The sequence below is a fragment of the Streptomyces sp. NPDC091292 genome (assembly GCF_044757265.1).
Classification (GTDB): Bacteria; Actinomycetota; Actinomycetes; order Streptomycetales; family Streptomycetaceae; genus Streptomyces.
The window spans coordinates 427,986-441,336 of record NZ_JBIVUQ010000003.1 but is presented as its reverse complement, the minus strand read 5'-3'; the positions used below and the strand labels follow the sequence as shown (position 1 = coordinate 441,336).

At 70.9% G+C, this 13,351-nt stretch carries 13 protein-coding genes; 4 read left to right on the top strand and 9 right to left on the bottom strand.

Features of this window, described 5'->3' with window-relative positions; all coding sequences use genetic code 11:
- Positions 1-151 precede the first annotated feature (151 nt).
- Entirely contained in the window at positions 152-1,654 is a 1,503-nt protein-coding gene (locus ACIQNU_RS13280; protein ID WP_401365282.1) for a zinc-dependent metalloprotease, read from the top strand.
- A complete protein-coding gene (locus ACIQNU_RS13275) occupies positions 1,651-2,166 on the top strand; it encodes an NUDIX hydrolase (protein WP_401365279.1) in 516 nt (171 codons plus the stop codon). Before ACIQNU_RS13280 ends, ACIQNU_RS13275 begins: the two co-directional genes overlap by 4 nt.
- Before the next feature lie 148 nt (positions 2,167-2,314).
- On the opposite strand, the gene ACIQNU_RS13270 is transcribed toward ACIQNU_RS13275, so the two are convergent.
- From ACIQNU_RS13270 to ACIQNU_RS13255, 4 genes are all read right to left on the bottom strand, one after another.
- A complete protein-coding gene (locus ACIQNU_RS13270) occupies positions 2,315-3,070 on the bottom strand; it encodes an AIM24 family protein (RefSeq protein WP_401365276.1) in 756 nt (251 codons plus the stop codon).
- 17 nt (positions 3,071-3,087) lie between these two features.
- Positions 3,088-3,768 carry an AIM24 family protein gene (locus tag ACIQNU_RS13265; RefSeq protein ID WP_401365273.1) on the bottom strand — a complete coding sequence of 227 codons (681 nt, stop codon included), beginning with the start codon at positions 3,766-3,768 and terminating at the stop codon, positions 3,088-3,090.
- Positions 3,769-3,779: 11 nt separating this feature from the next.
- Positions 3,780-5,534, bottom strand: coding sequence for a TerD family protein (locus ACIQNU_RS13260; RefSeq protein ID WP_401365270.1), 1,755 nt, complete (start codon positions 5,532-5,534; stop codon positions 3,780-3,782).
- 151 nt (positions 5,535-5,685) lie between these two features.
- A complete protein-coding gene (locus ACIQNU_RS13255) occupies positions 5,686-6,282 on the bottom strand; it encodes a M48 family metallopeptidase (protein WP_401365267.1) in 597 nt (198 codons plus the stop codon).
- 250 nt (positions 6,283-6,532) lie between these two features.
- Between ACIQNU_RS13255 and ACIQNU_RS13250 the strand changes: the two genes are divergently transcribed.
- The gene (locus ACIQNU_RS13250; RefSeq protein ID WP_401365634.1) at positions 6,533-7,672 is read left to right on the top strand and encodes a TOMM precursor leader peptide-binding protein; all 1,140 of its coding nucleotides are present in this window, start codon (positions 6,533-6,535) and stop codon (positions 7,670-7,672) included.
- Between the two features lie 93 nt (positions 7,673-7,765).
- Positions 7,766-9,106, top strand: a complete 1,341-nt coding sequence (locus ACIQNU_RS13245) for an ABC1 kinase family protein (RefSeq protein ID WP_401365264.1) — start codon at positions 7,766-7,768, stop codon at positions 9,104-9,106.
- Between the two features lie 66 nt (positions 9,107-9,172).
- Here the strand turns inward: ACIQNU_RS13245 and ACIQNU_RS13240 are convergent, their stop codons facing one another.
- The 5 genes from ACIQNU_RS13240 to ACIQNU_RS13220 all read right to left on the bottom strand — a co-directional run bounded on the left by ACIQNU_RS13240 (position 9,173) and on the right by ACIQNU_RS13220 (position 13,115).
- A complete protein-coding gene (locus tag ACIQNU_RS13240; protein ID WP_401365262.1) occupies positions 9,173-9,373 on the bottom strand; it encodes a hypothetical protein in 201 nt (66 codons plus the stop codon).
- Positions 9,374-9,526: 153 nt separating this feature from the next.
- Entirely contained in the window at positions 9,527-9,847 is a 321-nt protein-coding gene (locus ACIQNU_RS13235; protein WP_401365259.1) for a hypothetical protein, read from the bottom strand.
- A complete protein-coding gene (locus ACIQNU_RS13230; RefSeq protein WP_401365256.1) occupies positions 9,844-10,212 on the bottom strand; it encodes a WhiB family transcriptional regulator in 369 nt (122 codons plus the stop codon). The genes ACIQNU_RS13235 and ACIQNU_RS13230 overlap by 4 nt, the downstream gene beginning before the upstream one ends.
- Positions 10,213-10,408: 196 nt before the next feature.
- A complete protein-coding gene (locus tag ACIQNU_RS13225; protein WP_401365253.1) occupies positions 10,409-10,732 on the bottom strand; it encodes a hypothetical protein in 324 nt (107 codons plus the stop codon).
- 160 nt (positions 10,733-10,892) lie between these two features.
- Positions 10,893-13,115: an ATP-dependent DNA helicase UvrD2 gene (locus tag ACIQNU_RS13220; protein WP_401365250.1), complete on the bottom strand. Its 2,223-nt coding sequence runs from the start codon at positions 13,113-13,115 to the stop codon at positions 10,893-10,895.
- Between the last annotated feature and the right edge of the window lie 236 nt (positions 13,116-13,351).

Here is a 13,351-nt window from a genome sequence, read left to right as displayed (position 1 = left end):
CGCGTACGTACCAGGTGGCATCCATCCTGCCGCAGGCCGGGAGTCGGCGAAGCATCGAGGCCCTAACGGGCTCGTGGTGTCTACGCTGGGTGGTGACGCAGGGCAGCCGCCGTCGGAAGAGTACCGGCGGCCCGACAAGCCGAGGAATCCCGTGAGTGACACCCCATTCGGATTCGGCCTTCCGCCGGAGGAGCCGGACGACGGCGACGAGGGCAAGAAGAAGGACCAGAGCGGTGGTGGTCAGGGACCTGCCAATCCGTTCGGTTTCGGGCTGCCCGGAGGCGCGGGCGGCGGGGACAACCCGTTCGCAGCGATGTTCGGATCGATGAATCCGAACGATCTGGGCGCCGCGTTCCAGCAGCTGGGCCAGATGCTCTCGTACGAGGGCGGCCCGGTGAACTGGGACATGGCCAAGCAGATCGCCCGCCAGACGGTCTCCCAGGGCACGTCCGACGGCACCAAGGACGAGAGCGTGGGCCCCGGGGACCGCCAGTCGGTGGAGGACGCGGTGCGCCTGGCCGATCTGTGGCTGGACGGCGTGACGTCGCTGCCGTCGGGCTCCGGCTTGGCCGTGGCGTGGTCGCGCGCGGAGTGGGTCGAGGCCACGCTGCCGGTGTGGAAGGAGCTGGTCGATCCGGTCGCCGAGCGGGTCGGCGCGGCGATGGGCGAGGTGCTGCCCGAGGAGATGCAGGCCATGGCGGGCCCGCTGATCGGCATGATGCGGTCGATGGGCGGCGCCATGTTCGGCACCCAGATCGGTCAGGCCGTCGGCGTCCTCGCGGGCGAGGTCGTCGGTTCCACGGACATCGGGCTGCCCCTGGGCCCGGCCGGGAAGGCGGCGCTGCTCCCCGTCAATGTCGAGGCGTTCGGCAAGGACCTGAGCGTGCAGCGGGACGAGGTGCGGCTGTATCTGGCGCTGCGCGAGGCCGCCCACCAGCGGCTCTTCGTGCATGTGCCGTGGCTGCGCTCACACCTGTTCGGCGCGGTCGAGGGGTACGCGCGCGGGATCAAGGTCGACACGTCGAAGCTGGAGGACGTCGTCGGCCAGCTCGACCCGTCGAACCCGGAGCAGCTGCAGGACGCGCTCCAGCAGGGCATGTTCCAGCCCGAGGACACTCCCGCGCAGAAGGCCGCTCTGGCGCGCCTGGAGACCGCCCTGGCGCTCGTGGAGGGCTGGGTGGACGCGGTGGTGCACGAGGCGGCGAAGCCGCGTCTGGCGTCCGCCGACGCGCTGCGGGAGACCCTGCGGCGCCGCCGGGCGACGGGCGGGCCCGCGGAGCAGACGTTCGCGACGCTGATCGGTCTGGAGCTGCGTCCGCGCCGGCTGCGGGACGCCTCGCGGCTGTGGGCGTCGCTCACGGACGCGCGCGGTGTCGACGGCCGGGACGGTCTGTGGGCCCACCCGGACATGCTGCCGACGGCGTCCGACCTGGACGACCCGGACGGCTTCGTGCACCGCGAGCAGCTCGACTTCTCCGAGCTGGACAAGATGCTCGGCGAGGCGGCGAGCGGCGCGGCGGGGAAGCCGCGGCTCAGCAAGGACGACGAGTCCGGCGAGTCCGGCGGGAAGCCGGGGGATCCGCGCGGGGACACGCCCGGGGACTCGGACGGCGGCACGGGCGGCACGCGTGGCGAGGGTGACGACGGCAAGTGAGCCTTCATGACGACGCCGTCGCCGTCCTCAAGGAGTACGACGACCAGCGCGAGCTGCGCGACGCCTATGTGGACCATCTGTCGGCCCACCCGGACGGCATGTGGAAGTCCTGCGGTGAGGGGCATGTCACGGCGAGCGCGCTGGTCGTCGACCCGGAGCGCGACCGTGTGCTGCTGACGCTGCACCGCAAGATGCGGATGTGGCTCCAGATGGGCGGCCACTGCGAGCCCGGCGACAGGACCCTCGCGGACGCGGCCCTGCGCGAGGCCACCGAGGAGTCCGGGATCACGGGGCTGCGGCTGCTGCGGGGCGGCCCCGTGCGCCTGGACCGGCACGAGACACCGTGCGGCTGGCACCTGGACGTGGAGTACGCGGCGCTGGCCCCCTCGGGCGCCGTCGAGTCCATCAGCGACGAGTCACTGGACCTGCGCTGGTTCGGTTACGACGCGGTGCCGGAGATCGCGGACACCACGGTCGTACGGCTGCTGGAGGCGACCCGGGCGCGGCTGTGACACCTGGGACACGGCCCGCGGCGGGGTGGTAGCGCTCGGGCGGCGGAGGTGGACGGGACGGGTGGTCGGGCACGGTACGCGCGCGGAGCGCACACCGTGCCCGTCGAAATCCCGGGCCCTGCCCTGGTTCCAGGCGTTGCCCTGGTTCCTAGTTCCAGGCGTTGCCCTGGTTCTGGCCGTGGGCGCCCTGCTGGCCCATGCCGTACTGCGCGCGCAGCCCCTGCCCGATCACCGCGTTCTGCGGCGGCAGCAGCTCGCTGGGCTGCACCAGGGCGTACCCCTGCCCCATGAAGCTCAGCTCCCAGCCCTCGCCCGTGTTGCCGCGTCGCCGCCACACGCCCGACGAGTGGGTCTGCGCCTGCATCTGGACGCGCAGCCCGCTGGACCAGGCGACGATCGCGTCCGCGTCGGCATTGACGTACCGGTCGGGCGTGACCTGCATCATCAGCGGCTGGCCCGACGTCATCAGGGCGACCTTGCCGCGCCCGGTGATGCTGAGCTGGTACTTGCCGGAGCCGGAGATGCCGTACTGGCTGTCGACTGCGATGACCTGGTGGTTCAGCGACGAGTCCAGGGCGAGGACATAGCTGCTGTCGACGGTCAGACCGTCCTGGTCGACGTCCACGACATGGATGTACTGCGCGAGGTTCGCGAAGTAGACCGTGCCCTGTCCGTGGCAGCGCATGAGGTCGAGTCCCTCGCCGGTGTGCGCGCGGGCATGCCGCTCCCCATGCGTCTGGATCTCACCGTCGAACTCGATCAGCCCCTGGTAGGCGACCATCGCGCCCTTGCGCGCGAGGACGTCGTCGTGGCCCTCCAGGGTGACCCGCAGGAGCTGCGGGTTCTGCATGGAGTAGCGCTCCTGGACCTGGTTGTCCGCGAAGGAGAAAAGTGGGCTCTGCATGATGTGTTCGCTCCCCCTCAGCCCCGGGCCCGGAGACGGTCGGTGCTGTCCTCGCTGGGCTGTACGACGACGATGCCCTCGCCGGAGAAACCCATCTGGTACGCCTCGCCGCTGCCCCGCCCGATGAGCGAGGCCGCCTTGAAGCTGCGCTTGCCCTTGACCTTGAGATTCGGCGACCAGGCGATCAGCGCGTCCGGATCGACGTACGTCTCGTCCTCGCCCCGGCCGCAGTCGACCACGATCGGCGTCCCGCGCGAGGTCAGCGCGACCCAGCCCTGACCGGAGATCTTGATGTTCCACAGGCCCTGTCCCGCGAACTTGGCGAGCCCCTTGACCCGCTCGACGCCCCACTGGAGGTGCGCGTCGAAGGCGAGCAGGTTGGTGCCGTTCACGGAGATCGCGTCGCCGCCGAGGTTGATGACGACGACGTCCGCGCCGTAGTCCGCGAGGTACAGCAGTCCGTCGCCGCTGCACTTCATCAGGGGTGCGCCCTCACCGGTGGCCCATTCGCGGGCGATCTGCCGGACGGCCGGCGGGTTGGGCTCGTACTGGACGAACCCCTCGTACGCGACCATGGAGCCCACGCGCGCGAGGAGATCCTGTCCGCTCTGCATGGCCACCTTGAGCATGTGGGAGCCGTGGTTCTCCATGCGGGCGGCGACCGGGGTCGGGGCGAAGCCCGCGAGTTGCTGGTTCATGACGGGCTCCCTCAGACCTCGTACGGCTGGACGACGATGAAGTTCCCGGGCGCGCCGCGGAACTGGAGATTCACGCTCTCCCCGCTCGCACCCGCAAAGGCGTTGCTGCGCAGCCGGACCTGGCTGGACACGATCACCTGGGACGCCGCCGACCAGGCGACGACGGCATGGCAGTCGGCGAACGTGGTCGGCGTGACGGGCAGGACGACGGGCACCCCGTGCGTCTTCACGACGAGGGTGCCGGTGCCCTGGAACTGCATGGTGAACAGGGCGCCGCCGGGGATGCCGTGGCCCTCGATCCGCCGCACCTCGTACTGGAGGGACTCGTCGAAGGCGAGCACGCTGTCCGCGGAGACGCAGATCGCGTCCCCCTGGAGTTCGATCGGGTGCAGATGGGTGGCGTCCTCGGCGAGGAAGACCTGACCGTGGCCGGAGCAGCGCATCAGCTGCATCTCCTGCCCCGTCGCATTGCCGGCGATGCGACCCGCGAACCCGGCGCCTTTGTAGCTGAACTCGACCTTGCCCTGGTAGAGCACCATGCTGCCCTGGCGCGCGAGGACAGGCTGCCCGCCGGCTCCCAGGTCGACGCGTACGAGCTTCTTGTTCTGCTGGGTCCAGCGCTGCCCGGCAGGCGCCTCTTTGTAGAGCTGGAGGGCGGCTGCGACACCGGGCGCCTGCGGGGTGCCCTGAGGGGCGCCTTGGGGCTGGCCGTAGGGCGCGGGTGCGGGGGCGGCTGGTGCTCCCGGATGTCCGGCAAACGGGCCCGGCTGGGGCTGTCCGTAGCCGGGGGGCGCGGTCGGGGCCGGCTGCTGGCCGTAGCCGGGGGGCGCGGTGGGCACGCCCGGCTGGCCATAGCCCGGAGGGGCAGTGGGCTGGCCGTATCCGGGCGGAGGCGGCGCGGTCTGGCCGGGCACCTGTCCGAACGGCGGCTGACCGGGGCCGGGACCGCCGGGCTGACCCGGCTGGCCGTACGGCGCGGGCGCGGGGGCCGGCGGTGGCACCGGGCCCGCGCCGCCGAGCGGTGCGACCACGGTCGGTGCCGCGTGCACCGGGGGGTGGCCGGGCGCGGGCTGCGGGACGGGTGCGGGCGCGGGCGCGCCGAACGCGGGCGGTGCCGCCTGGGCCAGGGGCGCCGGCTGGGCGGGCGGCGCGAACGCGGGTGCGGGCTGCGCGGGCGAGGCGGGCGGCGCGAAACCGGGGACGCCGCCGCCCTGCGGCTGGGGCGCGGCGGGCTCCTCCTCGGCGACCTCACCGCCGAAGTTCTTCAGCAGCGCGTCGAGGCCCCCGTCGAAGCCCTGTCCGACGGCGGCGAACCGCCACACGTCCTTGAGGTAGAGATCGCCCAGCATCACGGCGCGCTCGGTGGAGAACTCACCGCCGTCGAACGAGTACCGGGCGACCTCCTCGCCGCCCGCCACGATCCGCAGATACCCGGGAGCGACCTGCGCCATCTGCCCCGCACCGTCGATCGTCGCCGTGAACGACAGCCTCTGGATGCCTGCCGGAATCCGCTCCAGCGTCACCCGGAACGACTCCGTGTCACCCGCCTGTGCGCCCAGCAGCTGAATGGACTCCTCCGGAGTCTTCGGCTGATTGAAGAAGACGAAGTACCGGTCGTCCGACAGTCGTTCGTCAGCGTCCAGACCGAAACAGCTGATGTCGAAGCTCAGCCCGGGGCCGGAGATCTGCACACCCACGTACAGATCCGTGCCCGCGGTGAGGTCACTGATCTTGGCCTTGTGGCCGCGTTGGAATTCCCTGGCCATGCGTAACGACCGTCCCCCATCCCGAAATACAAGTGCGTCGCGTCAGGCTAACGGCAATCTCTGACATCGGAGGAAGCCGGTACAGACCCGGTACACAACCAGCACGACCCGCCCCGGCCCGACCGTCACGCACGCGCGCGGGGCGGTTCGTTCACTCCTCGCGCGCGGACGGGTGGTACGGCAGCCGGTCCGCCGCGACAACCCCTTCGAGGTAGCCCCGCGCCCTCTCGGTACGGGGGTACGCCTCAAGGAGCCGCCAGAAGTCAGGTCCGTGCCCCGGGACCAGCAGATGCGCCAGTTCGTGGACGAGGACGTAGTCGACGACGTACTCGGGCATGCCCTGCAACCGGTGCGAAAGGCGGATGCTGCCCTCGGAGGGGGTGCACGAGCCCCAGCGCGTGTTCTGGTTGGTGACCCAGCGCACCGACGTCGGCCGGGCCCGCCCCGCGAAGTACTGCGCGGACAGCCGCTCGGCCCGCTCGGCCAGCTCCGAGTCGCCAAGCAGCCGCTTGCTCTCCTGGGCGGCGAGCTTGTCGAGCATCACACCGACCCAGCGCTGCTCCTCCGCCTCGGACATCCGGGCGGGGATGAGCACGACGGTGCGATCGCCTTCGCGGTACGCGGAGACCGTCCGGCGTCTACGGGCACTCCTGCGCACCTCGACCGCGCTCGCCCCCGAGCCGCTGGGCGGCTGGCTCGTCATGCTGCGCTGTGGCTTCGTGGCGCGGTGCAGTGGGTCGGCGGGCACGCCCCGACGTTACCCGCTGGACGTGCGAGAAGTCCCGTCCCCGGGGCGGTTCCGTGCCGATCGTCTCCCCCGGAGCCGCATTAGTACGACTGATCCCGTCACCTGTGGACAACTTTCCGCAGCCCCCGGCCCGGTCCCCGCATGCTGAATCCAGATCGACCCACGACCCGAGACACACGAGACACGGGGGACAGCCATGCCTACGGAAAAAGTCACACAGCCGGAAATGGCCACGCAGCCGGGAACCGTCATGCACCCGGTTCTGAAGCCCGCGCTGCGGCGCGGCTGGCGCGACCTCAACACCGTCCAATTCGGTGTGGCCCCCGCCCACGCGGTGGTACTCGGCCCGGTCGACACCGCCACGGGCAGCTTCCTGACCCTGCTCGACGGCACCCGCGGCCCGGATCTGTTACGTGCAGAGGGCCACCGCATGGGCCTGCCCGACGGCCACGTGGACGCCCTGCTCGCACGGCTGACCAGAGCCGGCCTGCTCGACGACGCGACCGGCGGCGGCCCTCAGGCCGACGCGTTACGCCGTCGGGGTGAAGCCATGGACCGGCGGCGCCCCGACCACGCGGCACTGACGATCGTCGACCCGGTACCGGGCGGCGCCATGAAGCGCCTCGCGGCCCGGCGCACGACGCGGGTCCAGGTGCGGGGCGCCGGACGGGTCGGCGCGCTCCTCGCCTCGGTGCTGGCGGGAGCGGGCGTCGGCCAGGTCGACGTCCTGGACGGAGGATGCGTCGAGCCCTGGGACCTCGCCCCGGGCGGCCTCCCCCCGGATTCCGTCGGGGAACGCCGGACGGAGGCGGCACGCCGCGCCACCCGCCGCGCAGCCCCCGACCGCCCTCCCCGAACCCGCCCGTCACAGGAGCCCGGCCTCTCCCTGGTGGTCATCGCCCCACGCGACGGCCTCGCCGCCTATGCCCCGGACCCGACCGCCACCGAAGACCTGATGGCGGCGGGCACCCCCCATCTCTACGCCGGCGTCATCGAGGGCACCGGAGTCGTCGGCCCACTCGTCCTGCCCGGGGCGACCGCGTGCGCGGACTGCATCACCCGGGGGCGGACGGAACACGACCCGACATGGCCCCGGCTCATGGCGCAGTGGCGCTCGGGAACCCGCCGCCAGGTCCCGGCCTGCGATCTCGCCCTTGCCACCGCCGTCGCCGGACTCGCCGCGGGACACGCCCTGGCCCATCTCGACGGTGAGCCCCCGGCAAGCGCGGGAGCCCGCTGGGAAGCATCCCTGCCCCACCTCGGCTGGCACGCCCGCCCGGTATGGCCGCACCCCAGCTGCCCCTGCGGAGCGAACGACCGCGACCAACGCACCCGGACAGAAGCCGGCATCACCACCACGGAGGAAACCGAGGCCGAGAAGGAAAGCTAAGGGGACACGCACCTCGGACGATCCGGAAGCACACGACACAATGACCGGGTAACCGCCATACGTGGCACGGCTGTCTGGGAATTGGAGGGGCGAATGTCGGATCTTCCCCGCAAAGCGGTCACCCGGACCGCCAAGCTGGCCGCGCTACCGCTCGGCTTCGCCGGACGCGCGACCTGGGGTCTGGGCAAGCGCATCGGCGGCAAGTCGGCCGAGATCGTCGGACGCGAACTGCAACAGCGCACCGCGGAGCAACTGTTCAAGGTGCTCGGCGAACTCAAGGGCGGCGCCATGAAGTTCGGGCAGGCCCTCTCGGTCTTCGAGTCCGCGTTGCCGGAGGAGGTCGCGGGTCCGTATCGCGCCGCCCTGACCAAGCTCCAGGAAGCGGCCCCGCCGATGCCGACCCGTACGGTGCACACCGTCCTGGCGGAACGGATGGGCGAGGACTGGCGCGCACTGTTCCTGGAGTTCGACGACAAGCCGGCAGCGGCGGCGTCGATAGGGCAGGTCCACCGCGCGGTCTGGCACGACGGACGCGAGGTCGCCGTCAAGGTGCAGTACCCCGGTGCGGGTGAGGCACTGCTGTCGGACCTGACCCAGCTCAGCAGATTCGCCCGTCTTCTCGGCCCCCTGATCCCGGGCATGGACATCAAGCCGCTCATCTCCGAACTGCGCGACCGGGTCTCGGAGGAACTCGACTACGCATTGGAGGCAGAAGCCCAGCAGACACACGCGGAGGAATTCGCCGGCGACCCGGACGTCCTGGTCCCGGAGGTGGTGCACCAGTGCGACCAGATCCTGGTGACGGAGTGGATCGACGGAATACCGCTGTCGGAGATCGTCGCGGACGGCACCCAGGAGCAACGGGACCGCGCGGGCCAGTTGCTGACCCGGTTCCTGTTCTCGGGCCCGGCCCGCACCGGCCTCCTGCACGCCGACCCCCACCCGGGCAACTTCCGCCTACTGCCGGACGAGAAGACCGGCTGGAAACTCGGAGTACTGGACTTCGGCACGGTGGACCGACTCCCCGGCGGACTCCCGCAGCCCATAGGTGACTCCCTGCGGATGACCCTGGACGGAGACGCCGACGCGGTGTACGGCCTGCTGCGCGAGGAGGGGTTCGTCAAGTCGGAGATAGACCTGGACCCGCAGGCGGTCATGGACTACCTGCTGCCGATCATCGAACCGACCCGGGCCGACGACTTCACGTTCACCCGCGGGTGGATGCGCAGCCAGGCGGCACGCATCGCCGACCCCCGCTCCCCCGCGCACCAACTGGGCAAACAACTGAACCTGCCGCCGGCGTACCTACTGATCCACCGTGTGACGCTGAGCACAATCGGCGTCCTGTGCCAACTGGGCGCCACGGTACGCATGCGCGACGAACTGGAGGAATGGCTACCGGGCTTCGTGCCGGAGACGGCTACGGAGACCTGAACAGAAGAAGAGGGGGAGGGGGGAGGGGGGAGGGGGTGGGGGGGTGGGGGGGTGGGGCCCCCGGAGTCACCACCACGTCGAGTCGAGTCGTCCCTCGATCGCTCTGATGTTGGCTCGGGCGCAGGCGTCGCAGAAGTAGCGGCGTGCGCCGTTCTCCACGGAGCAGGTCCAGGTCGGCGGGGCGCCCTCGGCGGAGGTGCCGCAGCGGGCGCACAGCGTCGCTTCGGCGTCCGGCCTCTGGGCAGTGTCAGGATTCTGCCGGTCCACCTTGTGACGATATAGTCGCTACGCGCGAATCTGTGCATGCAACGCCCTGTGGGGGCCGGTCCGTTCGGACCGGCCCCCACAGGGATGGATCGTTGGTGTGGCGTTCTTTCACAGGCTTTGGTGGGCCGCCCTGTCGCGGCCCGTCGCAGTTGCCTAGTGCATGACCGCCATGGCCAGCGCACGGCGGGCGCGCATCGACGCGCGCTCCGCGCGGCGCCGCGCCCTCCGGGCCGCGGCAAGGCGGGCGGCCGGGCGCTCGGCCTCGGCCTCCCGCAGCCGCTCGTGCATATGCGCACGGGCCAGGGCTTCTGGGATGAGTTGCATCTCTCGGGTCCTGTTCTGACGCGAGTCGATCGCGCCGGTGGTGGTGAAGTCTGGGATCGCGGAGCCCGCGGGCTCGGTGGTGGATGTCATCGGGACCTGCTTCTTGGGGTCGTGCGTGAGGGGGCGATCGATCGTTCCGGCGAGTTTCATGCGACGACCGGGTTCTTGCGCGGGCGGCCACGGGGCCGCTTCCGGGCGACGACTACGCCCTGGACGAAGAGTTCGCCGCCCCAGACGCCCCACGGCTCACGCCGCTCCTTGGCACCGGCGAGGCAGGCCTCGACCAGCGGGCAGGTACGGCAGAGGGACTTGGCGTACTCGACATCGGCCGGCGACTCGGCGAAGAAGACCTCCGGGTCGTTGGAACGGCAGGGGACGGGCACGCCGAGGTTCTCGATGGCGTCGTCGAGCGCGGTGAGCGCGGTGAGCGGGGTCAAGGTGGAGTCCTCCGTGAGGCCGGGCGGGGAGATCGTGTCCGAGGGCGGTACTGACGGGGCGTGCGCTTCGAGTTGCACGGGGTGTCTTCCTCGTCTGGTCGTTCCGGCCGGTTGGCCGGTGGCGGTCTCTCCAGTGGTGACTGGAGAGGCTGGTACCGGGTGGTGCCTGTTCCCGAGGCCCCTTCACTTCGTCCTCCCGTGTTCGGGGAAAACAAAAGGGCCGCGGATCCCGGGTGGGGTTCCGCGGCCCTGAAGGCGCCGGCCTGATCGAGAATCAGGCTGGATCACTCCAGGGTTCGAGCCCACGGAAGGCCCACATCGAGTGGTGCTGCGTCTGCTTGCTGCTGGCTCCGGCACCGGTAGCCGCAAAGCCATAGGCCTGTGCCTTGGCTGCTGCTACTGCTTCCGGTGCCTGGGTCGGTCGCTCATTGCGCTCACGAATCGGCAGACCCGCGAGGGCCAGGTCGGACACGGGCCGGCCGGCGGCGACGCCGGACACACCGGTGCCCTGGTTCGAGAAGCCGAGCAGGCACGAGGCGACGACCGAGCGATCGGTCATTTTCGCGGTGCTGAAGAACTTCGTCTTGATGCTGATCACTGGAATCGCCTCCTCTCGGCGTCTCGGGGACTGGGGAGCCAGTCCGACGGCTTTCAAGTACAGCACGGAACCAGGGCTTCGGAGAAGCCGCTGTTTCCGTGCTTAAGAACCTATGGGGACTACTGGGGCATGCGCAAACTATTTTTTCGACGAGTTTGCATCAGTCCTCCTCGTCGGCTCCTCCAGGGTCGCCACCTGCGCAGATGGTGAGAACGGCGGCTCCGAACCGGCCGACCTTGCGCGCGCCGACCCCGGGGATCCGCGCCAGCTCGCCGATGTCGTCGGGTGCGGTCTCGGCGATCGCGATGAGGGTCTTGTCGGTGAAGACGCAGTAGGCGGGTTGGCCGAGTTCGGCCGCTTGGATCCGGCGCCAGTCGCGGAGGCGTTCGTAGATGCCTTCGTCCATGTCGGACGGGCAGTCCTCGCACCGCATGAGCTTCATCTCGCCGGCTTCGGTCAGGGTGCGTCCGCATACGCGGCAGCGCGCGGGCGTGCGCGCCGTGCGGCGGGCGGTCGGTGTGTCGGGGCGGCCGGTGCCCCGTTCGATGCCGCCGGTGCCTGCCTGGCCGGCGCGTGCGGGGGCGCCGGTGGAGCCGGGGCGCAGTCCGTCGAGGAAGCGGCTCGGCCGGCGGTTGGGGCGGCCTCCCGGGGAGCGGGACAGGGCCCAGGAGACGGAGAGGTGCTGACGGGCGCGGGTGACTCCGACGTAGAGGAGGCGGCGTTCTTCCTCGATCTGTTCGTCGGTTCTGGCGTAGGTGATCGGCATCATGCCTTCGGCGACGCCGACGAGGTAGACGGCGTCCCATTCCAGGCCTTTCGCGGCGTGGAGCGAGGCGAGGGTGACGCCGTCGACGGTGGGGGCGTGCTGGGCAGCGGCTCGTTCGTCGAGTTCGGCGACGAGGTCGGTGAGGGTGGATTCCGGCCGGGCGCGGGCGAAGTCCTCGGCGAGGCGGACGAGGGCGGCGAGGGATTCCCAGCGTTCGCGGACGGCGCCGGATCCGGCGGGGGGTCGGCTGCTCCAGCCCTTGGTGGAAAGGACGGCCCGGACCTGGGACGGCAGGTCGACGGCGTCATCGAGGAGGGCGTCGTTGGCGCCGAAGCGGGCGGCGCCGCGCAGGGCGGCACCTGCTTCGCGCACTTCGCCGCGTTCGAAGAAGCGTTCGGCTCCGCGCAGCTGGTAGGGGACGCCGGCGTCGGCGAGTGCTTGTTCGTAGGTCGCGGACTGGCTGTTGGTGCGGAAGAGGACGGCGATCTCGCCTGCGGGGGTGCCGGAGGCGATGAGGTCGCGGATGCGGCGGGCGGCGCCTTCGGCTTCGGCGGGTTCGTCTGCGTATCCGGTGTAGCTCGGTTCGGGGCCGGCTTCGCGCTGGGAGATCAGTTCGAGGCGGTGATCGGCCGCGCGGCCGGTGGCCTGGGCGAGGAGGCCGTTGGCGAGGTGGACGACCTGGGGTGAGGAGCGGTAGTCGCGGATGAGTTTGACGACGGTGGCTCCGGGGTGGCGGGTGCGGAAGTCCAGGAGGTGGTCGGGGGTGGCTCCGGTGAAGGAGTAGATGGTCTGGCTGGCGTCGCCGACGACGCAGAGGTTGTCGCGTTCGCCGAGCCAGAGTTCGAGGAGGCGCTGCTGTAGGGGGCTGACGTCCTGGTATTCGTCGACGACGAAGTGCTGGTACTGGCTGCGGACCTGTTCGGAGATGTCGTGGCGGTCCTGGAGGATGGCCACGGTCAGCAGGAGGACGTCTTCGAAGTCGATGACGGAGCGTTCGCGTTTCAGGTCTTCGTAGGTGCGGTAGAGCTGGGCGATCTCGGCGGGGGCGCGGGGGATGTCGCGGCCCGATTTGTGGGCGGCTGCAGGGTAGTCGGCGGGGACGGTCTGGGTGACTTTGGACCATTCGATCTCGGCGGTGACATCGCGCAGTTCGTTGCGGTCGAGGCGGATGCGGCAGGCTGCCGCGGCGTCGGCGACGATTTGGATCTTGCGGTCGACGATGCGGGGCAGGCTGCCGCCGACGGCTTTGGGCCAGAAGTACTGGAGCTGGCGGAGTGCGGCGGAGTGGAAGGTGCGGGCCTGCACTCCGGAGACGCCGAGCTGGCGCAGCCGTCCCCGCATTTCGCCTGCGGCGCGGTTGGTGAAGGTGACGGCCAGGACGCTGCTGGGCTGGAGAACTCCGGCGTGCACGCCGTAGGCGATGCGGTGGGTGATCGCGCGGGTTTTGCCGGTCCCGGCGCCGGCCAGTACGCACACCGGTCCGCGCAGCGAGGTCGCGACCTCGCGCTGCTCCGGGTCGAGCCCGTCGAGCACCGCGTCGGCGCCCTGCGGCGGGGCCGGGAACTGGCCGGGGCCGGAGCCCTGCGGGAAGAGGGTGGAGTGCGTTGCTGATGTCACCCCGCCATGCTGCCAGGTCGCCCGGGACGCATGAGTCGGTTGTCCACAGGGGGACGCATGCAGTCGTACTAATGCGGGAGGGGCTGTGCGATGGCTGAGGGGCTGACGCCGGTGCCGGACCGGCGTCTGAAGGCTCACGCGGGGGGGGTGCTGGGGGCCGGGTACCCCGTCCGCGTACGGGAATGGCGGCCCGGTCCCGTACGTTCGTCTGAGAGCGGGCAGGTATCCGAGGCCCG